Source organism: Pseudomonas sp. R19M, from assembly GCF_050312585.1.
In the GTDB taxonomy this organism is placed as follows: Bacteria; Pseudomonadota; Gammaproteobacteria; order Pseudomonadales; family Pseudomonadaceae; genus Aquipseudomonas; species Aquipseudomonas palleroniana.
The window spans coordinates 1-21,666 of the sequence record NZ_JBNPJV010000103.1; the positions used below are offsets into that span (position 1 = coordinate 1).

Sequence of the window (21,666 nt, forward strand, 5' to 3'; positions counted from 1 at the left end):
GTCAGTCACAGACCTCTGATCTGAACCACCGCTATCGGGAGCAAGCCCCCTCCCATAATAGAGCTGCATTGGTTTTGAAATTTTCACTATTCCTGGCTTCACGCCAAATCTAAAACTGTGGGAGGGTCGCATCCCTATCAACCACACCATCCCCTCTGACGCTTTGCGTTAATCCGCCAGACCCGGTTTAATCGCCGTCCAATTCCCCAGTACACCCCAAGGAACTGCAATGCGCCATCTGGACGGCAAATCTCGCCCGTTTTTCATGCTGTTACTGGCCGGGTTGGTCTTGACCGGCTGTTCGCCCAAGGACCACCCCCGCGCCACGGTAATCAACGGCGAACAGGGCCGGGCCGGTGCGCAGTTGGCCTACGAACACGAGCTGACCCTGGCCCTGCCCGGCGCTCTGCTCGCACCACGCATGCAAGCCACCCGCGAAGCCTGTGAAACCGCGCGCTTTGGTGCCTGCAACATCCTGGGCATCACCGAAGATGGCGACGGCGGCGAGATCATCTTGCGCATAGCGCCTACCGGCGTGGAACCGATGGTCGCGATGGCGGCCGAAGGCGGCAAACTCGGCCAGCGCATCACCACCGCCGAGGACCTGGCCGACGCCGTCAATGACGTAAAGCGTCGCCAGCAGCGTCTGCAAGCCCAGCAGCAGCGCCTGGATGATCTGGCCAAACGCAAGGACATCACCGTCAGCGACCTGATTGCACTAAGCAAGGAACAGGCGTCCATTGAGAACGAACTCCAGGAACTGGCTCAGCTCGCGGCCGGCCAACAGCGTCGCCTCGATACCAACCGCGTCACCCTCAACTTCCGCTCCAGCGACGGTGCGAACCAGCAATCGCGCTTCAGCCGAATGTTCAGCAACCTGGGCGACAACCTGGTGAACGGCACGGCGGACGCCATGGAGCGCGCCAGCTATGTATTGCCGTTTGTGATCCTGGCGTTCCCGGTGGTATGGCTGTGGGTGGGGTTGTGGCGTCGGTTTGTCAAACGACGCACTTGATCAACGCTTCATACAGCGCTGATATCGCTCGTCCACTCGCTGGGCGAACCACGCCGTGGTCAGGTTGCGCGTGATCTTCGGGCTTTTCAGTACGATGCCCGGCAGGATCGCGCGCGGCATCGGCTTGCCGGCAGCCTTGTCGGCCAGGGCGAACACGCGTTTGTAGAGCGTGGTGTCTTCAAAATCCAGCTGCTCGCCCTGCTCGAGCTGGCTGCGGATACTCGGGTTACGCATATCCAGTTTCGAACCCAGCGAACGCACCGCCAGCTCGGTGGAGCCCGGCAGTAATGAGCCGTAACGAATCAAGTCGCCATCCAACACCAGCTCGGTGCCGGTGACGCGGCTGACGGCAGCCTGGAATGCGGCGTTGCGGCTGGCATACCAACCGGCATTGAAGTCGGCAAAACGGTACAGCGGCTGGTCGTAGTTCACCGGGTAACCCAGCAAATGGGTAATGCCGAAATACATGCCGCCGCGTCGGGTGAAGACTTCCCGGCGAATCGTGCCATCCACCGTGTAGGGATAACCCCGCGCATGTTGCTGCGCAAAGTCGATGCTCACCTGCATCGGGCCGGCGGTGTGTACCGGGTTGAAGCCGCCGAACAGCGTATTTCCCAGCGGCACCATGCTGATGAAGTCGTCGAAGATCCCGCTCAGATCCTTCTCCGTGCGCGCGGCGCTCAGGCGTTCGGCGTAGGACTTGCCGGTGGGCGAGCGCAACTGCAGCGTGGTGCGTATCACAAACGCCGGCACATGGACCTTGCCGGCCCGCCGCAGGATCTCATCCTGAGCAATCTTGCCCATGTTCGGCACCGCAGGGTCGACCTGGTAAGTGGACTCCTGCTCGGTGACCGCCAGCACCGCGCAGATATTTTCGGTGCTGGGGTAGATCTTCTGGGTGTCGAAGGCGGTGTAGATATCCTGAGCCCAACCGCCGCGGTCCGGCACCGACGCCGGCAGCAGCCGCACAATCTGGGCCTTCACATCGGCCTCGCTGCGCTGCGGCTGTTGCGGGTTGCGCGTGGCGGAACAACCGGCCAGTACCAACGAGGTGGTGAGGCAGAGCATCAAACGGCTTGAATACATGGGGCTTCCTTGAACGACGACGGGCCGGGCACTGCGGATATCGACAGGTAAGTCTAACCGGGGTTCGCCGACTTGTATGGAGGACAAAAACTACTGAAACGCCCTACTTCTGTTGACGAATAGGTCCGGCTTCTTTTCCTTACAAACCTCTCCAAAGTCCTTCGCCTGATCATTCAGTGCGAGGGACCGCCGATGTACTTCTCCGTAACCACCTTGCCCGATAGGGCTGCCTTTTGATCCCGGTGATTGCCAGGTTTGTCCTGGCCCCCATGGACGCCAAAACGCCGGACGTTGAACACGTCTTGCGTGATTTCAGAACGTGCCTGAATACCTTCGACGACTGGGCTGAAAGTTTTTGGAGCGGTTCGGCACTGGATCTTGAGCAGGTGTTCAAGGTCGGCGACGACGTCGCACTGACCGCGCCGGGTTCGTCCAAGGCGCCCAGCGCCACCGTTGCCCTGTGCAAAGCCCAGGGTTCACTGACCCTGGTGCACCTGTTCGAAAGCACGCAGTTCGTGCCCATCGGCAATACACCCGTGGTGCTGCAAGCCATTGCAGCAGATGGCAGCCCGGTGGGCCCGCCCATCCACGACACCATCGGCCCCAGCGGCATCCTTGAAGTCCAGGGCTGCACGCGTGATCAGCGTTATCAAGTCACCTTCTATCCCAACGTGTCCAAGGATCACGTCAAGGCGCTGTATGCGTCTTATCAATCAGTGATCGCGGGGCTGGAAGCCCGACTGCGCATTGAATGGACGCAGACCTTCAACGCCCAGTGGAGCGACTTTTCAAAGGCCACGCCTTTGGAACGCAGTGTGATGCAAAGTGTGGCGCTCTCAAGCGGAATCGCCCAAGCCCTCTACAACCTTTGGGACAACATCACGCAACTCTGTGACCTGCTGGCGGACATCAAGCCCAACAGCCAGAAACTGCTGCAGTACCTCTCCCAAACTGAACTTGATCAACTACTGAAACTGAGCAGCGAGGCCGTTGCACAGGGCTTGCTCGTGCTCAGCGACGAGCCACTGCTGTTCATTTACCTATCAGCCATGGTCGCCTGGATACGCATGCTGCCGCCGCCAGACATGTATGAGCTGCTGGGTGAAATCACGGGTGAAGTACTGATCAACCTGTTTCTGATCTGGGCCACCCGGGGCATGGGCGTGCAACTTCGGCTGGGAGCCCAGGTATTGGGGCATATCAAATCCGGGCGGGTGCGTGGCTGGCTGAAAACGCTGGCGAATCAGTTGGTGGGGCCACCTCTGGAGCCCCATGCCGAAGCGCTGAAACCGCTGTTGCTGAGCAGTGTGCCGACGCCGATCAAGACGGTGCCGGTTGGGCCAGTGAAAGCTGGCGATCAGTTGGTTTCCAACCCCGTGACGGCAGTGCGGGACAAGGCGACGCAACGCACCGTGCTGGTCAGGCAGGAGACTGTCGACGATGTGCCGGCCTCGGGGAAAAACCTCAACGGGGAGGCTTCAGCCCCGGCGGACAAGACCGCTTCCCATGGCTGCCCGGTGTCGATGGTCACCGGCGAGGAGTTGCTGACGCTGACCGATGGCACGCTGGATGGCGTGTTGCCGTTTGACTGGACGCGGCTGTACCGCACCAGTGCCGTGGAAGTGGACTGTGGGTTGGGGTTTGGCTGGAGTCATGCGCTGGCGCACAGGCTTGTCGTTGATGGCGATTCGGTGGTGTGGACGGATCATGAGAATCGCTGCACTGAGTTTCCACTGCCCACTGAATCGCGGCCCGCAATCACCAACAGCCTGGCCGAGGCGGCGATCTACTTGGGGTCTTCGCCCGATGAGTTAGTGCTGGCCCAGGCGTCGCGCTTCTACCACTTTTGCGACGGTGTGCTCACCGCCATCAGCGATGCATACGACAACCGGCTGCGCATTGTGCGGGATCGTTCGGGGCGCATTGAACGCTTGGATAACGGCGTCGGCCGCTCGCTGTTCTTGCGCTACGCGCTTGAGCGCATTGTGGCGGTGGACTATCAGGTTCAACGCGCCAAAGGTCATGAAGCCTTCACCTGGATGACCGAACACAACGTTGTGTCCTACGCCTATGACGACGCAGGCCGACTGGTGTGTGCGACCAATGCCGTGGGTGAGCGCGAGGTTTATCGCTACGACGATCAGCACGTCATCCTTGAACGGCAGTTGGCCGGTGGCGCGAGTTTCTATTGGGAATGGGAACGTTCCGGCAAGGCGGCGCGCTGTGTCCGGCATTGGGCCAGCTTTTCGCAGATGGACGCGCGTTATGCCTGGGATGACGACGGCCAGGTCACGGTGTTTAACGCTGACGGCAGCCAGGAAATCTATGTACATGACCAGCGCGCACGGCTGGTACAGCGCATCGATCCGGACGGTGCCGAGCATTTCAAGTCCTACGACGACAAGGGCCGGCTGACGGTCGAGCAAGACCCGCTGGGCGCGGTGACGGCCTATCAGTACGACGATGCCGGACGCTTGGTGGCGGTGTTTCCGGGGGATGACGAACCGACGTCCTACGAGCATGACAACGGCTTCGTACGCGTGGTGCGACGGGGTCAGGCGGTCTGGAAATATGAGCGCAATGACCAGGGCGATGTGACGCGTCGGACGGATCCCGCCGGCCATATCACCGACTACAGCTACAACCCATCCGGGCAACTGACAGGCGTCTGGTACCCCGATCACAGCTGTCATCGGCTGGTCTGGAATGAGCGCGGGCAATTGCTGGAGGAGCAACTGCCCAATGGCGCCACCAAGCGTTATCGCTATGACGACGTTGGGCGGCAAGTGGCGCGTGAGGATGAGCACGGTGCGCTGACCCAGTACCAGTGGGACAGCGTGGGCCGGCTGGTTCGCGTGGTCTTGCCGGGCGGTGCGTGTCGGGAATACAGCTACAACCCCTACGGAAAAATCACCGCCGAACGCGACGAACTCGGCCACGTCACCCGTTACGAATATGCCGACGGCCTGCACCTGATCAGCCGCCGTCTCAATGCCGACGGCACCCAGGTCAAGTACCGCTACGACAACGTGCGGCTGTTGCTCACCGCTATTGAAAACGAAGCCGGCGAAACCTATCAGCTTGATTACCACCCCAACGGCCTGATCCAGCAAGAAATCGGCTTTGACGGCCAGCGCACGGCGTATGCCTACGACCTCAACGGCAACCTGCTGGAAAAGACCGAACACGGCGACGATGGCAGTCAGCTGGTTACGCGTTATGAGCGCGACCACGCCGGGCGCCTCGTACGAAAAACCCTTGCCGATGGCAAAGTCGTTGAATACGCCTACGATCGCCAGGGCAACCTGCTCAGTGTCGACGACGGTCATTGGGCGCTGGCCTACGAATACGATGTCCAAAATCGCCTGACCGCCGAGCACCAAGGCTGGGGCACCCTGCGCTACGGCTATGACGCCTGTGGTCAGTTAAAACACCTGCGCCTGCCGGACAACAACCGTCTGGTGTTCAACCATGACAAAGGCGGTCACCTTTCCACGGTTGAACTCAACGGTGCGCTGCTCACCTCACACCTGTTTAAAAACGGTCGCGAACACCAACGCCAACAAGGCCAGTTGCTCAGCCACTACCACTACGACGACCAGCACCGCCTGCACGCCCACGCCGTCACCCAGCAGGAACACATTCTTTACCAACGCCAATACGACTACGACAAAAGCGGCAACCTCACCCGCCTGCTCGACACCCGCAAGGGCCAGCACGACTACCACTACGATCCCCTCGCCCGCCTGACCCGCGCCAACCACTCGCAAGACGTACAGGAACGCTTCGGCCACGACCCGGCGGGCAACCTGCTGATGCAGAACCGCCCTGGGCCGGACATCGTCGCGGGCAATCGCCTGATGATCCAGGGCGATCATCACTATGACTACGACGCCTTCGGCAACCTCATCCGCGAACGACGCGGCAAAGGCCAGCAACTCGTCACCGAATACCGCTACGACTGCCAACACCGTTTGATTGGCCTCACCACACCCAACGGGCAAACCACCCACTATCGCTACGACCCGTTTGGGCGGCGCATCAACAAAACCGTGGATGACACAACCACAGAGTTCTTCTGGCAAGGCGACAAGCTGATTGCCGAGCATCATGCGGAGCTCCATCGCAGCTACCTATACGAACCCGACAGCTTCCGCCCATTGGTTTTACTGGAAGGTTTTGGGCCGAAAGAAACAAAGCCCTACCACTACCAACTCGACCACCTCGGCACGCCGCAGGAACTGACCGATAACGAAGGCGAAATCGTCTGGTCCGCGCACTACCGTGCCTATGGCGAAATAGCCCGCCTTGATGTCGGCAAAATCGACAACCCATTGCGTTTTCAAGGCCAGTACTGCGACGCGGAAAGCGGGCTGCACTACAACCGCCATCGCTACTACAATCCGGATATTGGTCGGTACCTGACACCGGATCCGGTGAAGCTGGCGGGTGGGATCAATGCGTACCAGTACGTGCCGAATCCTACGGGATGGGTGGATCCGCTGGGATTAGTTTGTGGACCGACAGACTGTCCCCAGCCACACACACCAAACACGTGGAAATTTAATCCTGACGTCGATCTGGACTGGCGAAAACAAACCGGCAATAGCTATGAACAAATGCATAAGGGGTTGGACGAAGCCTTTCGTAGAACAGGCATACCCAAGGATGAATACATCGTATCCAAATGGGGTAAAGACCAGTATGGAAAGTCGTTTCCAACAGAATGGCGTGTACAAAATGGCCCAAATAGAGGTGCCGAGGTGAATATTGATGATCCTGGACTCGTTCCAAGTAAAGAGGGTCCCAAATCCCCTCACATTGGCTATCAGACTCCCGGAAAGAGGACCGTTGGAGGAGCCAAAAGAGGTCATATACTCCTCGAACTCGTTCCCGTTAGTCGATCAAAAGTAGGTGTTCCTTGATGAATTACCTTGAAGAAGAAGTTGATGAAGCTTTCAAAACCTTGAAAATAGACTCAAAGAAGCTTAAGGAGACGGAACTCACTGACTTGATAAAATCACTGACAAAAAAATTCTTCAAATCACAAAGCAACGTACTTGACGCAATAAACCTGAATGAAAAAAAAACAGAGCACAACCCTAACTTCTGGAGGGAGATAGAAAATCGCATTCACAAAAAAGATCTGATTTTGCTGGTTTTCGACTCATCGTACCGAGCTTGGAAAGTCAGCAGTGCACAAGATATCGCCTCCATTTTGGGTGAAACAACTGGATATCCATTCTGGATAACCGATAACCAGCTTACATTTCTAGTACATATGGACGACCATGACTGCGTAATTTGGGCCTAAACCATGGACATCAAATCCACGCACTCAGAATTTTTACCGAACTACCTCAACACACCTACATTGTGTCGCCGGAAATTAACTGGATTGCGTGCATATCCTTCGAGGGTCACTTAGACTTCGCAACTCTTCCTACTGAATAATCTTCGTAAGAAGCGATACCCTTCTCCCCACACCACAACTACATGTGAGAAATGGACACTTGAGTTTAAGCACTATGAATGTGATTAATAATGCTGTAAGAATTTCGCTAGCGAAGAAGTGAAATGAAGATACGAGTTATTGAAGTCCTTTATGATGCGGGCACGATGAGTGTACGCTTCCATTCGCCTGTGGGAAGTGGCATCGCCTTATGGATGGGCATCTCACCAACTATCGGCGAGGAGCAGGATGTCGAACTCGATTTGGATGAAGTTTTTACTTGGGGGAAAAACATCATTCCTTCCTCAAGTAAGACCCCGCAAATCAATATTATAAACGACCTTACCCAAATAACGGCTCAAATCATCCAAAACCCAGATGGCAAATGGACGACACTAAAGCTCGGAGACTCAATAGTCCTTATTGAGCTTGATGAGGCACCCACTCAGAAGTCCGGGTTTGTTGAGCTAAAAGCGACCAAAATTCACTTATATCCAACAAACATCTAACTACTTCCTCGACACTAAGCTAGAAATTGGCGAATTTATTTAGGCTCACCAAAATGAGAACCTACATAGGTTCTAAGTTAAGCAAAACAAACCAAACCTGTGCGGAGCACCCTCCCCCGCAACAGGCTTGCGCAGTCCCCTTAGATCCCCGCCAACGCCAAGTCCATCGCAAAATACGTAAAAATCAAATCCGCCCCGGCACGCTTGATCGACCCCAGCGTCTCCCGTACCACTCGCGCCTCATCGATCGCCCCGGCTTGTGCGCCGAACTTGATCATCGCGTACTCGCCACTTACCTGGTACGCCGCCACCGGCAGGCGTGAGGCTTCGCGGATGTCGCGGATGATGTCGAGGTAAGCGCCGGCTGGCTTGACCATCAGGGCGTCCGCGCCTTCCTGTTCGTCCAGCAGGGATTCGCGTACCGCTTCGCGGCGGTTCATCGGGTTCATCTGGTAGCTTTTACGATCGCCCTTGAGCGCGCTGCCGCCCGCTTCGCGGAACGGGCCGTAAAGGGCCGAGGCGAATTTGGTGGAGTAGGCCATGATCGGGATGTGAGTGAAGCCGGCGTCATCCAGGGCGCGGCGGATGGCTTGGACCTGGCCGTCCATCGCCGCCGACGGTGCGATGACGTCGGCACCGGCACGGGCGGCAGCCACGGCTTGCTTGCCGAGGTTGGCCAGGGTGGCGTCGTTGTCGACGTGGGCACCGTGCATCACGCCGCAGTGGCCGTGGTCGGTGTATTCACAGAAGCAGGTGTCGGACATCACGATCATTTCCGGCACGGCGTCCTTGATGATCGAGGACATGCGCGAAACCAGGCCGCGTTCCTTCCAGGTATCGCTGCCATCGGCATCCAGGTGATGAGACACGCCGAAGGTCATCACCGACTTGATCCCGGCACGCGCAAAGCGCTCGATTTCACCGGCCAGTTTCTTCTCGGGGATCCGCATGACACCCGGCATGCTGGTGATCGGCACGAACTCGTCGATTTCTTCTTCGACGAAAATGGGCAATACCAAGTCGTTAAGGGTGAATTCGGTTTCCTGGAACAATCCGCGTAACTGCTCAGAGCGGCGCAGGCGGCGTGGACGGGCTTGTGGGAACTGGCTGGTCATGGTTTTCCTGGCTGAAGGCTAAAAACAGTAGAAGCAAAATCTTTGGGGCCAAAGCTTATGCCCCGAGGCCCCGGCAGCACAAACGCCAAGGGGCCAACAGTGTATTGCGTGGCGCGTAACAATTTATTGATCTAGAGCTGTACCCGTCCTTCGATACAGCCTGTCACCGCGCCACCGATCCAGATTTCAGCGCCTTGGCGCTCAACGTAAATGCGCCCCGCTCGCCCGATGGCCGTGCCTTGGCTGACCACGTAGCGCTCGGGCGCCAGGCCCTCACCCAGTAACCACTGAGCCACGCCGGCATTCAAACTGCCGGTGGCGGGATCTTCCGGAGCGCCGTCACCGGCGATGAAAGCGCGCACTTCAAATTGCGTGTCTACCCGATCACGTTCAGGGTCACAGGGAGCAATCACACCCACGGCCAGGCCCTGCAGTTGCGCATAGTCCGGTTGCAAGGCCAGTACCTGGTCACGCTCAGCCAGCATCACTGCCATCCATCCCGCCCCATTGTCGACCCACTGACTGCGCACAATCGCCTCCGGGGCCAAACCGAGCCCCAGGCGCACGCGCTCCAACAGAGCGGCTTCAACCAAACCGGAACGCAACAATGGCGGCGCGATAAACGCCAACTCATTGCCTCGACGTCGGATCCGCACCAGGCCGATTTCGCACTCCTGGATGATCTCTTCGCCCTTCGGAAGGCCCCCCGCTTGCAACCATGCATGGCAGCTCCCCAGCGTGGGATGCCCGGCAAACGGCAGCTCAGTGAGGGTGGTGAAAATCCGCACCCGGTAATCGGCCCGCGCATCACGCGGCTCCAGCAAAAAGGTGGTTTCGCTGAGGTTGGTCCAGTTGGCAAAGTCAGCCATCTGCCGATCGGTAAGGCTGTCGGCGCCCAGCACTACCGCCAGTGGGTTACCTTTGAGCGGCACGCCGCTGAATACATCCAATTGCTTGAAATCGAAAGTCCGCATATTCAACTCTTCAGGGCTCAGCCAGGAATGCTCAGGCCACGGATCACCGCCGGACGCGCCACAAACCCGTCCAGCACACGCAATACGTTGGGGAAATCGGCGATTCCCACCAGATCACCCGCCTCGTAGAACCCAATCAGGTTACGAATCCACGGGAAGGTGGCGATGTCGGCAATGCTGTAGTCATCGCCCATGATCCAGGTGCGGCCCAGCAGGCGTTTTTCCAGTACCTCCAGCAACCGCCGAGACTCCGCGACGTAACGGTCACGCGGGCGCTTGTCTTCATAAGCCTGGCCGGCAAACTTGTTGAAAAAACCCACCTGGCCGAACATCGGGCCGATACCGGCCATCTGGAACATCAACCATTGGATCGTTTCATAGCGCGTGGCCGGGTCCTCAGACAGCAGTTGGCTGGTCTTTTCCGCAAGGTAGATCAGGATCGCGCCGGACTCGAACAACGCCAACGGCTGACCGCTCGGACCATTGGGGTCGATGATCGCAGGGATCTTGTTGTTGGGGTTCAGGGACAGGAACTCGGGGGACAGTTGGTCCTGCGTCTCGAAGCTGACCTTGTGCGCTTCATACGGCAAAGCCAGCTCTTCCAGCATGATCGACACTTTGACGCCGTTGGGCGTCGGCAACGAATACAGTTGCAGGCGCTCCGGATGCTGGGCGGGCCATTTGCTGTTGATCGGGAAAGCGGCAAGTGCATTCATCGGAAAATTCCCAGGCTGAAAACCCCCATCATAGTCATCCGGGCCTCGCCCTGCATGGGTCATCATTACGCAACATAGCCAAGCTAGGCTGCCGCGCAGGCGAACCAACGCGCCAAAATGCACTCTTACGTGCGCCAAAACGTTGAAAGCAGACTCGAACTGACAATGACCATTTCACCTTTGCGCCTTGCGCAACGATTCAAACGCTACACCTACCTACTGCCATCATTGCTGTTACTCGGCGGAGCAATCGGCTTGGTCCTCGAATCCCCGCTCATCAATGCCGGGCCGGTGGATGGCGTGCAAACGCTGGTGTTCCTGCGCCATGGTGAAAAGCCTGCCGGCGGCCTGGGCCAGCTCAACTGCCAGGGCCTCAACCGCGCGATGAACCTGGCCAGCGTGTTGCCGGAAAAGTTCGGCAAGGCCAACTATGTGTTTGCCTCCAACCCGACGCGCAATGTCGAGGAAGGTGAGCATGACAATTCCTACAGCTACATTCGTCCATTGATGACCATCGGCCCCAGCGCCATCAAGCTCGGCCTGCCGGTGAATATAAAGTTCTCCGCCAACGACACCAGCGCCCTCGCCGACGAACTGGTGGAAGACAAGTACCACAACTCGATCATCTACACCGCCTGGTCCCATGGCTACCTGCCGGAACTGATCAACAAGGTCGCCAGCGAAGCGGTGGGCTCGAAGTACACCATCGCCCACGACTGGTCCGGCAACGACTACGACACGTTATATGTGCTGACGCTGACCTGGCACAACGGCAAAGCATCGTTGCTGAGCCGCAACTACCAACAGGGCTTGAACAACGGCCAGCAGACCTGCCCGGATGCCACCCAGGTGAGCGCTGACATCTGAGGGCGTATGATGCACCGCTATTGACTCAGCTTCGGATCATCAGCATGCCCAACCTCACGTCTACCCAGCCCGCCCGGGGCTGGTCTTTCTGGTGGAAACCCGCCCTGTTCCTCCTGGTTGCCTGCGTCGGCCTGTACTACGTGAAGTGGTCGCCCTACTACTTCAAGGCATTCGTGGCAGCGGATATCCACAGCATTGGTGCGTCAATCCTCAACGATCAACAAACCGCGCCGCTGATGGCCGCGCTGGCGTATGCGCAGGTGTATTTCCTGGCCATCTGGAAAGCGGCGGTGCTGGCGGTGATTCTCGGCTCGCTTCTGCAAGTGTTGATTCCCCGCGACTGGCTGCTGCGCCTGTTTGGCAAGGCCGGGCTGGGATCGACTGTGCGCGGCGGGCTGTTCGCACTGCCGGGGATGATGTGCAGTTGCTGCGCGGCGCCGGTGGCGGCAGGCATGCGCCGTCAGCAAGTATCGGTGGGAGCGGCGTTGGCGTTCTGGATTGCCAACCCGGTGCTGAACCCGGCCACCCTGGTATTCATGGGCTTTGTGTTGGGCTGGGGTTTTACGGCCTTGCGCCTGGTGGCGGGGATTGTGCTGGTGGTGGGCGTGTCGCTGGTGGCCCAGCGCATTGCGCGACCGGAGCAGGTGCCCGATGCCGCATTGGAGGCGGTTTCAGAGGTCAGCGTCGTCGAATCGCAGCCGTTCCTGAGCCGTTGGCTGCGCACCCTGTGGCAATTGTTCTGGAGCACCATCCCGGTCTATATCCTGGCCGTACTGATCCTGGGCGCAGCGCGAGTGTGGTTGTTCCCCCATGTGGATGGGGCCATGGCCAACAGCCTGCTCTGGCTGGTGCCATTGGCGATTGTCGGCACCTTGTTCGTGATTCCGACCGCCGCCGAGATCCCTATCGTACAAACCATGATGACCCTCGGCATGGGCACCGGCCCGGCCGTGGCCTTGCTGATGACCTTGCCGAGCGTGAGCCTGCCGTCACTGCTGATGCTGCGCAAAGACTTCGATGCACGGGTGCTGGTGACGGTGGCCGGGTTGACCATGTTGGTGGGTGTGGCGTGTGGGTTGATCGGGGCCGTCATTCTCTAGTGACTCTCAGAGGCTGGTGGCACTGCGACAACCGGGGTATCTGTGCCAGGTTGAAACCTGTGGCGAGGGAGCTTGCTCCCGTGGCGGTTTGTCAGCCGACCTGGATGTTAGGTAGATCGCGTACATATCCATTGCTGCGGTAACGGCGGCTTATGGTTCCGCTCTTACAGCGGGTCACTTTTGGAAGGACCCAAAAGTAACCAAAAGGTCCTTGCCCCACCACTCGGCACCTCGCTCAAGCTCGGTGTGCCCGAACACAGGCTTGAATCCGTGGGCCGCCGTCATGGGCCATCCCTGGCCCAGGACGGCTAACCCGGCGTCCTGCCGGGTTACCCACGGATTCAAGCCTGCGTTCGGCCAGCGTGGTTTGACGGGGCGCCTAAGATCAAGATCAAGATCAAGATCAAGATCAAGATCAAAAGCAAGATCAGGAGTGCGGCAAGCAGCGAATCTCAGCCGTCATGCGGGCAAGACCGGATAGATTTGATCAGATGCGGATTGTCTGTATCGGCTCAGAAAGATCGACCCAGCCTTTCACGCAGATACTCCACCACTGCGCCCTGCTCTCCCGAAAACTCGATCCGGGCGCCTTTGCTTTGCTTTTGAAAGGCGTACATCGGATCGTAGTACTCGCGCAGCAACCCTTCGATCCACTCCCGGTGCAGGTCGACTGCACCACTGCGGGCCTGTTCCGCCAAGGCGTCCTGCAGGATCGCCTGTAGCCGTTGGAAGCGTTCACCGCCCAGGCGCTTGTGAATGTTGGCCAGGCTCTGGGTCAGGCGCTCGGCAAAGCGGGCCTGGCCGGTTTCGCCATGCACCTCGATGAACTCTGCGCGGAGTTCGACCACGTAATCACGCAGGATTCGCTCAACACGCCCCTCCACGCTGTCTTCGAGCCAGACCAGCGGAAACGTCTGCATGCCTTTGTGCAACGGCAATGGCAGCGCGCAACTGCCGATCATGCGGCTCTCGTCCTCGACCACAAACTGTTCGATACCGACCGCGCGTTTTTTCAGCAGGTCCACCGCCAGGCGATTTTCGAAATCGATGTTGGATGGCTGCGCCGTAGCGCGCTTGCCGAAGCTGGAACCGCGGTGGTTGGCGTGCCCCTCCAGGTCCAGGGCATTGCGCAACTGACCGAGCACTTCGGTTTTGCCGGTGCCCGTCATGCCGCCCAGCAATACAAAATCACATGCGTTCGTTGCCTGTTCCAGGGTGTCCAGCAGGAAGGTGCGCATGGCCTTGTAGCCACCGCCGACGCGTGGATATTCAATACCCGCCTCGGTCTTCAACCACTGCTGCACAATCTGCGAACGCAGCCCACCACGAAAGCAGTACAAGTACCCGTCGGGGTTGGCCTTGGCGAACTGTGCCCACTGCTCGATGCGCTCTGCCTTGATCGCCCCGGACACCAGTTCATGCCCCAGCACAATGGCAGCCTGCTGGCCTTGCTGCTTGTAACAGGTGCCGACCCGTTGACGTTCGTCATCGGTCATCAGCGGCAGGTTGATCACCCCGGGGAACGCGCCCTTAGTGAACTCGATCGGCGCACGGGTATCCATCATTGGCCGGTCATTGAGGAAGATGTCGCGGTAGTCGGTGAAATCAGTCGCCATCAAAACACCTCTACCGCGTGGGTCTGTCGCTCACCCAACGCGCCAATCGGCTCAAGGCTCAAGCCCATTTCGGCGGCCACTGCATGAAATTCGGCGTCACCCTCCGGCGTCACGGCAATCAACAGGCCACCACTGGTCTGCGGGTCACACAACACACGCTTGTGCAATTCTTGAAGACGCCCCAGCTTGCTTGCATAACTGTCGAAGTTGCGCAACGTGCCACCGGGCATGCAGCCTTGATCCAGGTAATGCTCGACGCCCGGCAGCAGCGGCACTTTGGCGTATTCGATGCGCGCCGTCAGGCCACTGCCGTCGGCCATTTCCACCAAGTGGCCGAGCAGGCCGAATCCGGTGACGTCCGTCATGGCCGTCACGCCGGCCAACTTGCCGAAACGGCTGCCCGGCTTGTTCAGGGTGCACATCCAGTCGCGGGCCACACCCACATCGACCTCGCGTAATTTGCTCTTCTTTTCCGCAGTCGTCAGAACGCCGATGCCCAGCGGCTTGGTCAGATACAACTTGCACCCGGCCGTGGCGGTGTCGTTGCGCTTCATATGGCGCTTTTGCACGATCCCGGTCACGGCCAGGCCAAAGATCGGTTCCGGCGCGTCGATGGAGTGGCCACCGGCCAGCGGGATGCCCGCCGCGTCACATACCGAACGGCCACCGCGGATGACCTCCCGGGCAATCTCCGGTGCCAATACGTTCACCGGCCAGCCGAGAATGGCAATGGCCATCAGCGGGTCGCCGCCCATGGCGTAGATGTCGCTGATGGCATTGGTCGCGGCAATGCGGCCGAAGTCGAAGGGGTCATCGACAATCGGCATGAAGAAATCAGTGGTGGAGACCACGCCCCGCTCGTCGTCGATGGCGTAGACCGCCGCGTCATCGCGCGAAGCATTCCCCACCCACAGGTTGGGGTCGAGATTCTGCGCGCCACTGCCGGCCAGGATCACTTCCAGTACCTGGGGCGAAATCTTGCAGCCGCAACCCGCGCCGTGGCTGTATTGGGTGAGGCGAATAGGCTCGTTCATGGAGGACCTCAAGCTATCAAGTGGGTGGAGTCTACCAGACAGCAAAAGGCCAACTGGGCTCACGGAGCGCAGTTGGCCTTTGCCTATCGAGCCTTACTGCTTGGCAGCCAGCAGGCGTTTGTGGCGATTGCGTCGCGCCATGTTCAGCAACTCGATCACCGCCGAGAACGCCATGGCCGCGTATACATAGCCTTTTGGCACATGGGCGCCGAAGCCTTCGGCGATCAAGGTCATACCGATCATGATGAGGAAGCCCAGGGCCAGCATCACCACCGTCGGGTTGTCGTTGATGAACTTGGCCAACGGCTCGGCCGCCACCAGCATCACAATCACCGACACCACCACGGCAATGATCATGATCGGCAGGTGCTCGGTCATACCCACCGCAGTGATGATGCTGTCGATGGAAAAGACCAGGTCGAGCATCAGGATCTGGCCAATGGCCGCCGCAAAGCCGATGGACACGCCGTTACCGGCGCTGACCTTCTCTTCCGGCTCCGGGTCCATGCTGTGGTGGATTTCAGTGGTCGCCTTCCACACCAGGAACAAGCCACCGGCGATCAGGATCATGTCTTTCCACGAAAATGCCTGGCCGAAGATTTCGATCACCGGCGCCGTCAACTGCACGATGAACGCGATGGTGCTCAACAGGCCCAGGCGCAGGATCAACGCCATGCTGATGCCGATACGACGTGCTTTCGCCCGGTGTTTCTCCGGCAATTTGTTGGTGAGGATCGAGATAAAGATCAGGTTATCGATGCCCAGCACGATTTCCATCACGATCAAGGTAGCCAACGCCACCCAGGCGGTAGGGCTTGCAGCCAGTTGTAAAAGGTAATCCATAGGTCAGTCCTGACGTGGTGAGGCTCGGGAATTAGGTTTCTTTGCTATCGGACTCGGAAGCCTTTTCAGCGTCCTTGTCTTTCTTCTCAGGGCTGATCAAGCCCTGGGTTGCCTCACTCAGGGCCTGCTCGGCGGCCTTGTGAGTTTCATCGATGGCTTGCTTGGCCGACTCGGTAGCCTTGCCCATCACTTGCTGCGCACTCTTTTCCACTTGATCACAGCCAACCATTACCAATGAAAGCGCAAGCAACGACGCCGCGCCCAGATAATTGAGTTTCATGATGTATTCCTCTCTTAGAACCAGAGGGACCAAATAGTGGCCCTGCGATAGCGAGGCATTCTATGCAGGCGAACAGTTCAGGAAAATTCGTATTTTTATGACATATACTTCGGGTTTAACGAACTGTAGACCCCTATGCTCAATTACCGGCAATTGCATTATTTCTGGGTAGTGGCCAAGACCGGCAGCATTGTGCGCGCCTGTGAGCAGTTGAACCTCACACCCCAGACCATCAGCGGGCAAATCAGCCTGCTCGAGCAAACGTTCGGTGTAGCGCTGTTTCAGCGCGTCGGGCGCCAGTTGGAGTTGACCGAAGCCGGGCGCCGGGCACTGCCGTACGCTGAACAGATGTTTCAGACCGGCAATGAACTGGAGGCGATGTTGCGCGCCCAACCGAATGAGCAGCAGATCCTGTTTCGGGTCGGCGTGGCGGATGTGGTGCCCAAATCGATCGTCTATCGGCTGATCGCGCCGACCATGGAGTTGAGCGAGCCGATTCGGATCACCTGCCGCGAGGATAAACTCGAACGCTTATTGGCTGACCTTGCGATCCAGCGCCTCGACCTGGTGATTTCCGACAGCCCTATGCCTACGCACCTGGATATCAAAGGCTACAGCCAGAAGTTGGGCGAATGCGGCATCAGTTTTTTTGCCACCCAGGCATTAGCTGACGAATACAGTGGCGACTTCCCACAGTGCTTGCAGGGCGCGCCGCTGCTGATTCCTGGAGCAGAAACCGTGGTGCGCAGCCGGTTGCAGCGCTGGTTTGCCGAGCAGCAGATCCAACCGAAGATCATCGGCGAGTTCGACGACAGCGCCTTGATGCAGGCGTTTGGCCAATCCGGCAGCGGGGTCTTCATCGCGCCAAGCGTGATCGCCGACGAGGTGGTGCGCCAGTACGGCGTGGCGCTGATCGGCCAGACCGTCGCGGTGACCGAGTCGTTTTACGCGATCTCGGTAGAACGCAAGGTCAAGCACCCCGGCATCGTGGCCATTACCGAAGGTGCTCGAAGGGAACTGTTTACCGCCCTGCCCTGAGGCGTCAGGCGCTGGCCGCGTGCGTTTTTCGGGCGCTCATCAGCCATAACGCCAGCAGGATCGACACCAGAATGAACCCGGACGCCGCAAAGCCCAGGCTGCCCAGGCCCAGGGTGTCGATCACATGCCCGCCGACCATCGCTCCCAGGCCGATCCCCAGGTTGGCCCCGGCGATATTCAACGACGCGGCAAACGCGGGAGCATGGGGCGCGGCCTTCATCAAGCGCACATGGCTGACCAGGAACATCGCCGCCTGGGTCACGCCCCACACCGCCATCGCCGCCGCCAGGCCGATCGTGGAGTGAATCGCCGGCACCAGCGCCACCATGCCCGCAATCATGAAACCGCAGAACACCATGGACGCAATCAACGGGTGCCGATCCACCGCACGCCCACCCAGGGAATTGCCGATCAAGCCGACCGCACCAAAGCCCATCAGGCACCAACCCACCAGCGTGCCGTCAAACCCGGCCAGGCGCTCAAGGATGTCCGCCAGATAGGTGTAGGCCGTGAACATGCCGCTGAACACCAGGATCGACAACAGGATATGGCCCTGCATCAGTGGGTTGCGCAGGATCTTGAACTGCGAGCGCAGCGTCACTTGATCGTTCTTCGGCGCGGTCACCGGCAAATAGAGAAACAGCAGCAGCGCCTTGGCCAACGCTACCACCGCCAGGATGGCAAACGCGGTGCGCCAGCCGAACATGTCCGAAATCAGCGTCCCCACGGGGATACCGAATACCGTGGCGCAGACGATACCGAAGCCGATTTTCTCGATCACGCGTCCGGCGTATTCCGGGCCGACGATATCGACCGCGGTCTCACTGGCCAAGGCCCAGAACACCGGTAAACCCAGGGCAGGGATCAAGCGTGCCAGCGCCATCATCCAGATATTCGGCGCAAGGGCCGCCAAGGTATTGGCCACGCCGAACATGACCAGGATAGTGATAAACAGGCGCTTGCGTGGGAAGCGGGCGAAGTACGCCGTCAGAAACGGGCCAAAGGCTGCCACGGTAAAAGCGAACAGCGTCACCAGCAGGCCAGCCTGGGACACGCTGACGTTCAGGTCGCGGGCAATGGACGGCAACAAACCGACGATGACGAATTCTGTGGTCAGCACGGTAAAACCGGCAGCCGACAGCAGCAGGATGGGAAACAACATGAAAACTCCAGAAACAACGACATCAACGACAGCCCGAAGGGCTCGCTGACGGAGAGGAAAGATGAGAGGCAAGAATCTTAACAGAGTGTGTCCAGGTTTGGCGAAAGCCCTGAAGCGTGGGCGACGCGATGTCGCAGCGTCCGGGGTACCGATGACGACATGCTAGACTTCGCGCCCTCGCGTCCTACAGCCTTTTCTGCGTGCGCCGCTGTACCTTCAAAAAATTAGAGACAAGTGTTTATGACTGCTGCCCCTTCCCTTCTGCAACGACTAGCCCGCGTCAGCCTGGTCACGCAAATCCTCCTCGGCCTGATAGCCGGCATCCTCCTGGCACTCGTTGCGCCTGAGGCGGCCAAGGCCACCGGTTTTATCGGCAAGGTATTTGTCGCCGCGCTCAAAGGCGTAGCGCCGATCCTGGTGTTTGTATTGGTGATGGCGTCGATAGCCAATCATAAACAGGGCCAGCAAACCCATATCAAGCCGATCCTGTTCCTGTACCTGCTCGGCACCTTTGCCGCCGCCGTGGTGGCGGTGATCGGCAGCACGCTGTTCCCCTCGACGCTCGTACTGGCCACTCACGACGCCACGGTCAGCGCTCCGGGCGGAATCGGCGAAGTGTTGCAAAGCCTGCTGCTCAGCGTGGTGGATAACCCGATCAATGCCCTGGCGAACGCCAACTTTATCGGCATCCTGGCCTGGGCCATCGGCCTGGGGGTCGCCATTCGCCATGCCGGTGAGACGACCCGCACGGTGATCGACGACCTGTCCAACGGCGTGACATTGATGGTGCGCGTGGTGATTCGCTTCGCGCCTCTGGGCATCTTCGGTCTCGTGGCATCGACGCTGGCCACCTCGGGCTTCGGCGCCCTGCTCGGCTACGCCCATCTGCTTGGCGTACTGATCGGCTGCATGCTGTTCGTGGCATTGGTGATGAACCCGGCCATCGTGTACTGGAAACTGCGCCGTAATCCTTACCCGCTTGTGTTGATGTGCCTGCGCGAAAGTGGCATCACCGCCTTCTTCACCCGCAGCTCGGCAGCGAACATTCCGGTGAACCTGGCGTTGAGCAAGCGCCTGGGCCTGCATGAAGACACCTACTCGGTGTCGATTCCGCTGGGCGCCACCATCAATATGGCCGGTGCCGCGATTACCATCACGGTGTTGACCCTGGCAGCCGTACACACCCTCGGGATTTCGGTCGACCTGCCTACCGCCGTACTGCTCAGCGTAGTGGCAGCCGTTTGCGCCTGCGGAGCCTCGGGTGTGGCCGGTGGTTCGCTGTTGCTGATTCCCCTGGCGTGCAGCCTGTTCGGCATTCCCAGCGAAATCGCCATGCAGGTGGTTGCCGTCGGGTTCATCATCGGCGTCCTTCAGGACTCGGCGGAAACCGCGCTGAACTCGTCCACCGATGTACTGTTTACCGCTGCGGCGTGCCTGGGCAAGGACGAGCAAGCGGCTTAAACGCCAGGCAAAAAAAAGCCCGGGCCTGTTCGATCACGAACCGCCCGGGCTTTTTTTGAGCTTAGAAAGCGCCCATGTAGTCACGCTTGCCCACTTCCACACCGTTGTGGCGCAGCAAGGCGTAAGCGGTAGTGACGTGGAAGAAGAACTGCGGCAGGCCGTAGGTCAACAGGTAGGACTGGCCGCTGAAGCGCTTCTCTTTCGGCGTGCCTGGACGGGTGATGATCTCGATGCCTTCCTTGCCGTCGATCTGCTCGGGCTTGAGGGTGTCGAGGAAGGCCAGCACCTTGGCAATCAGTGCCTGCAGGTCGGCGAAGGTGGTTTCTTGATCGTCATATTTGGGCACTTCGATCTCGGCCAGGCGGGCGGATACGCCTTTGGCGAAGTCGACGGCGATCTGTACCTGGCGCACCAGCTGGAACATGTCAGGGAACAGACGCGCTTGCAGCAAGGCATTGGGTTCGATGTTCTTGGCGGTAGCGTGGGCTTCGGCTTTGTTCAGCACATCGCTCAGGGCGTTGAGCATTTGCTTGAAGACAGGGACGGAAGCGGCGTACAGGGAAATAGTCATGACAGTCTCACGGTGATGGCAGGGTTTGGAACCAGCAGCGATTATAGACCTGCCCGCCGCTTGTCTTTTATTTTTTCCGGCATAGGCTAGTGGGCTCACTGCATAGGGAAAAGCGCGATGACCGCCGAGCATGACACCCAGCCCCCTGAGCCGCGCCTCAATAGCACGGAAATCCGCATCTTGGGCTGCCTGATCGAAAAACAGGCGACCAACCCGGAAACCTACCCCCTGACCCTCAATGCCCTGGTACTGGCCTGCAACCAGAAGACCAGCCGGGAGCCGGTGACCAACCTCAGCCAAGGCCAGGTCGGCCAGAGCCTGCGTGCACTGGAAGGCCAAGGTTATACCCGGCTGGTCATGGGCAGCCGCGCCGATCGCTGGGAACACCGGGTAGACAAGGCACTGGAGCTGGTGCCGGCCCAGGTGATCCTGATCGGGCTGCTGTTTTTGCGCGGGCCACAGACGGTCAATGAACTGCTGACCCGCAGCGGGCGCATGCACGATTTCGAAGATGCCGAGCAGGTCGTGCATCAGCTGGAACGTCTGATTGCACGCGGGCTGGCAGTGCTGGTGCCGCGCCAGGCGGGACAGCGCGAAGATCGCTACACCCATGCGCTGGGCGATCCGGCGGATATCGAGGCGATTATCGCGGCGCGAGGCAATCCGGTGGAGCGTGGCGCAGGGGTTGGCGTGGAGCGGATTGAAGAGCTGGAAGCGCGGATCGCAGCGCTGGAAGAACGACTGGCGCAGTTGGAACAGGCGTAACACCATTAAAATGTGGGAGCGGGCTTGCTCGCGAATGCAGTGTGTCAGTCACAGTTGAGTTA

At 59.2% G+C, this 21,666-nt stretch carries 19 protein-coding genes; 9 read left to right on the top strand and 10 right to left on the bottom strand.

The genetic code is table 11. The features are described 5' to 3' along the window. Positions 1 to 229 precede the first annotated feature (229 nt). Positions 230 to 1,015, top strand: coding sequence for a DUF4349 domain-containing protein (locus tag ACQRBT_RS26185; RefSeq protein ID WP_060756456.1), 786 nt, complete (start codon positions 230 to 232; stop codon positions 1,013 to 1,015). Here the strand turns inward: ACQRBT_RS26185 and ACQRBT_RS26190 are convergent, their stop codons facing one another. Beyond that, positions 1,016 to 2,101 carry a DUF1615 domain-containing protein gene (locus tag ACQRBT_RS26190; RefSeq protein ID WP_412047755.1) on the bottom strand — a complete coding sequence of 362 codons (1,086 nt, stop codon included), beginning with the start codon at positions 2,099 to 2,101 and terminating at the stop codon, positions 1,016 to 1,018. A 233-nt stretch (positions 2,102 to 2,334) separates the two neighbouring features. On the opposite strand from ACQRBT_RS26190, the gene ACQRBT_RS26195 reads away from it, so the two are divergent. The 3 genes from ACQRBT_RS26195 (at position 2,335) to ACQRBT_RS26205 (ending at position 8,062) form a co-directional block, all read left to right on the top strand. After that, on the top strand, positions 2,335 to 7,026 hold the full coding sequence (locus ACQRBT_RS26195) for an RHS repeat-associated core domain-containing protein (RefSeq protein WP_412047756.1): 4,692 nt from the start codon (positions 2,335 to 2,337) through the stop codon (positions 7,024 to 7,026). Further along, positions 7,026 to 7,415 (top strand): hypothetical protein, encoded by a 390-nt coding sequence (locus tag ACQRBT_RS26200; RefSeq protein ID WP_104993249.1) that lies wholly within the window; start codon positions 7,026 to 7,028, stop codon positions 7,413 to 7,415. Before ACQRBT_RS26195 ends, ACQRBT_RS26200 begins: the two co-directional genes overlap by 1 nt. A 263-nt stretch (positions 7,416 to 7,678) precedes the next feature. After that, positions 7,679 to 8,062: a hypothetical protein gene (locus ACQRBT_RS26205; protein ID WP_412047757.1), complete on the top strand. Its 384-nt coding sequence runs from the start codon at positions 7,679 to 7,681 to the stop codon at positions 8,060 to 8,062. A gap of 140 nt (positions 8,063 to 8,202) precedes the next feature. On the opposite strand, the gene hemB is transcribed toward ACQRBT_RS26205, so the two are convergent. The 3 genes from hemB to ACQRBT_RS26220 all read right to left on the bottom strand — a co-directional run bounded on the left by hemB (position 8,203) and on the right by ACQRBT_RS26220 (position 10,867). After that, positions 8,203 to 9,177, bottom strand: coding sequence for a porphobilinogen synthase (hemB, locus tag ACQRBT_RS26210; protein WP_060752444.1), 975 nt, complete (start codon positions 9,175 to 9,177; stop codon positions 8,203 to 8,205). Between the two features lie 131 nt (positions 9,178 to 9,308). Further along, positions 9,309 to 10,151 carry a PhzF family phenazine biosynthesis protein gene (locus ACQRBT_RS26215; RefSeq protein WP_060752443.1) on the bottom strand — a complete coding sequence of 281 codons (843 nt, stop codon included), beginning with the start codon at positions 10,149 to 10,151 and terminating at the stop codon, positions 9,309 to 9,311. A 17-nt stretch (positions 10,152 to 10,168) separates the two neighbouring features. After that, positions 10,169 to 10,867 (bottom strand): glutathione S-transferase N-terminal domain-containing protein, encoded by a 699-nt coding sequence (locus tag ACQRBT_RS26220; protein WP_060752442.1) that lies wholly within the window; start codon positions 10,865 to 10,867, stop codon positions 10,169 to 10,171. A gap of 165 nt (positions 10,868 to 11,032) precedes the next feature. On the opposite strand from ACQRBT_RS26220, the gene ACQRBT_RS26225 reads away from it, so the two are divergent. After that, positions 11,033 to 11,734 (top strand): histidine phosphatase family protein, encoded by a 702-nt coding sequence (locus ACQRBT_RS26225; protein ID WP_090372093.1) that lies wholly within the window; start codon positions 11,033 to 11,035, stop codon positions 11,732 to 11,734. A gap of 44 nt (positions 11,735 to 11,778) precedes the next feature. Then, a complete protein-coding gene (locus tag ACQRBT_RS26230) occupies positions 11,779 to 12,834 on the top strand; it encodes a permease (protein ID WP_412047758.1) in 1,056 nt (351 codons plus the stop codon). A gap of 512 nt (positions 12,835 to 13,346) precedes the next feature. Here ACQRBT_RS26230 and mnmH read toward each other — a convergent pair. The 4 genes from mnmH to ACQRBT_RS26250 form a co-directional block, all read right to left on the bottom strand. Next, positions 13,347 to 14,450: a tRNA 2-selenouridine(34) synthase MnmH gene (gene mnmH / locus ACQRBT_RS26235; RefSeq protein ID WP_412047759.1), complete on the bottom strand. Its 1,104-nt coding sequence runs from the start codon at positions 14,448 to 14,450 to the stop codon at positions 13,347 to 13,349. Beyond that, on the bottom strand, positions 14,450 to 15,484 hold the full coding sequence (gene selD / locus ACQRBT_RS26240; RefSeq protein ID WP_060752438.1) for a selenide, water dikinase SelD: 1,035 nt from the start codon (positions 15,482 to 15,484) through the stop codon (positions 14,450 to 14,452). The genes mnmH and selD overlap by 1 nt, the downstream gene beginning before the upstream one ends. A gap of 93 nt (positions 15,485 to 15,577) precedes the next feature. After that, on the bottom strand, positions 15,578 to 16,327 hold the full coding sequence (locus ACQRBT_RS26245; protein ID WP_090372100.1) for a TerC family protein: 750 nt from the start codon (positions 16,325 to 16,327) through the stop codon (positions 15,578 to 15,580). Positions 16,328 to 16,358: 31 nt separating this feature from the next. Beyond that, the gene (locus ACQRBT_RS26250) at positions 16,359 to 16,607 is read right to left on the bottom strand and encodes a hypothetical protein (RefSeq protein WP_198763218.1); all 249 of its coding nucleotides are present in this window, start codon (positions 16,605 to 16,607) and stop codon (positions 16,359 to 16,361) included. A gap of 135 nt (positions 16,608 to 16,742) precedes the next feature. Here ACQRBT_RS26250 and nhaR point away from each other — a divergent pair, with 135 nt between their 5' ends. Further along, positions 16,743 to 17,645: a transcriptional activator NhaR gene (gene nhaR, locus ACQRBT_RS26255; protein WP_412047760.1), complete on the top strand. Its 903-nt coding sequence runs from the start codon at positions 16,743 to 16,745 to the stop codon at positions 17,643 to 17,645. 4 nt (positions 17,646 to 17,649) lie between these two features. Here the strand turns inward: nhaR and ACQRBT_RS26260 are convergent, their stop codons facing one another. Beyond that, on the bottom strand, positions 17,650 to 18,807 hold the full coding sequence (locus tag ACQRBT_RS26260; RefSeq protein WP_412047761.1) for an MFS transporter: 1,158 nt from the start codon (positions 18,805 to 18,807) through the stop codon (positions 17,650 to 17,652). Between the two features lie 240 nt (positions 18,808 to 19,047). Here ACQRBT_RS26260 and sstT point away from each other — a divergent pair, with 240 nt between their 5' ends. Then, entirely contained in the window at positions 19,048 to 20,268 is a 1,221-nt protein-coding gene (gene sstT, locus ACQRBT_RS26265) for a serine/threonine transporter SstT (protein WP_198763215.1), read from the top strand. 61 nt (positions 20,269 to 20,329) lie between these two features. Here sstT and ACQRBT_RS26270 read toward each other — a convergent pair whose 3' ends face one another. Beyond that, the gene (locus ACQRBT_RS26270) at positions 20,330 to 20,839 is read right to left on the bottom strand and encodes a DUF1993 domain-containing protein (protein ID WP_060752431.1); all 510 of its coding nucleotides are present in this window, start codon (positions 20,837 to 20,839) and stop codon (positions 20,330 to 20,332) included. A 117-nt stretch (positions 20,840 to 20,956) separates the two neighbouring features. Between ACQRBT_RS26270 and ACQRBT_RS26275 the strand changes: the two genes are divergently transcribed. Further along, positions 20,957 to 21,604, top strand: coding sequence for a YceH family protein (locus ACQRBT_RS26275; protein ID WP_060752430.1), 648 nt, complete (start codon positions 20,957 to 20,959; stop codon positions 21,602 to 21,604). Positions 21,605 to 21,666: the final 62 nt, after the last annotated feature.

Bases quoted from the DNA above. Each gene is read 5' to 3' on its own strand.
- ACQRBT_RS26185 (WP_060756456.1), top strand. From the start codon at position 230: ATGCGCCATCTGGACGGCAAATCTCGCCCGTTTTTCATGCTGTTACTG.
- ACQRBT_RS26190 (WP_412047755.1), bottom strand. From the start codon at position 2,101: ATGTATTCAAGCCGTTTGATGCTCTGCCTCACCACCTCGTTGGTACTG.
- ACQRBT_RS26200 (WP_104993249.1), top strand. From the start codon at position 7,026: ATGAATTACCTTGAAGAAGAAGTTGATGAAGCTTTCAAAACCTTGAAA.
- ACQRBT_RS26205 (WP_412047757.1), top strand. From the start codon at position 7,679: ATGAAGATACGAGTTATTGAAGTCCTTTATGATGCGGGCACGATGAGT.
- hemB (WP_060752444.1), bottom strand. From the start codon at position 9,177: ATGACCAGCCAGTTCCCACAAGCCCGTCCACGCCGCCTGCGCCGCTCT.
- ACQRBT_RS26215 (WP_060752443.1), bottom strand. From the start codon at position 10,151: ATGCGGACTTTCGATTTCAAGCAATTGGATGTATTCAGCGGCGTGCCG.
- ACQRBT_RS26220 (WP_060752442.1), bottom strand. From the start codon at position 10,867: ATGAATGCACTTGCCGCTTTCCCGATCAACAGCAAATGGCCCGCCCAG.
- ACQRBT_RS26225 (WP_090372093.1), top strand. From the start codon at position 11,033: ATGACCATTTCACCTTTGCGCCTTGCGCAACGATTCAAACGCTACACC.
- ACQRBT_RS26230 (WP_412047758.1), top strand. From the start codon at position 11,779: ATGCCCAACCTCACGTCTACCCAGCCCGCCCGGGGCTGGTCTTTCTGG.
- mnmH (WP_412047759.1), bottom strand. From the start codon at position 14,450: ATGGCGACTGATTTCACCGACTACCGCGACATCTTCCTCAATGACCGG.
- selD (WP_060752438.1), bottom strand. From the start codon at position 15,484: ATGAACGAGCCTATTCGCCTCACCCAATACAGCCACGGCGCGGGTTGC.
- ACQRBT_RS26245 (WP_090372100.1), bottom strand. From the start codon at position 16,327: ATGGATTACCTTTTACAACTGGCTGCAAGCCCTACCGCCTGGGTGGCG.
- ACQRBT_RS26250 (WP_198763218.1), bottom strand. From the start codon at position 16,607: ATGAAACTCAATTATCTGGGCGCGGCGTCGTTGCTTGCGCTTTCATTG.
- nhaR (WP_412047760.1), top strand. From the start codon at position 16,743: ATGCTCAATTACCGGCAATTGCATTATTTCTGGGTAGTGGCCAAGACC.
- ACQRBT_RS26260 (WP_412047761.1), bottom strand. From the start codon at position 18,807: ATGTTGTTTCCCATCCTGCTGCTGTCGGCTGCCGGTTTTACCGTGCTG.
- sstT (WP_198763215.1), top strand. From the start codon at position 19,048: ATGACTGCTGCCCCTTCCCTTCTGCAACGACTAGCCCGCGTCAGCCTG.
- ACQRBT_RS26270 (WP_060752431.1), bottom strand. From the start codon at position 20,839: ATGACTATTTCCCTGTACGCCGCTTCCGTCCCTGTCTTCAAGCAAATG.
- ACQRBT_RS26275 (WP_060752430.1), top strand. From the start codon at position 20,957: ATGACCGCCGAGCATGACACCCAGCCCCCTGAGCCGCGCCTCAATAGC.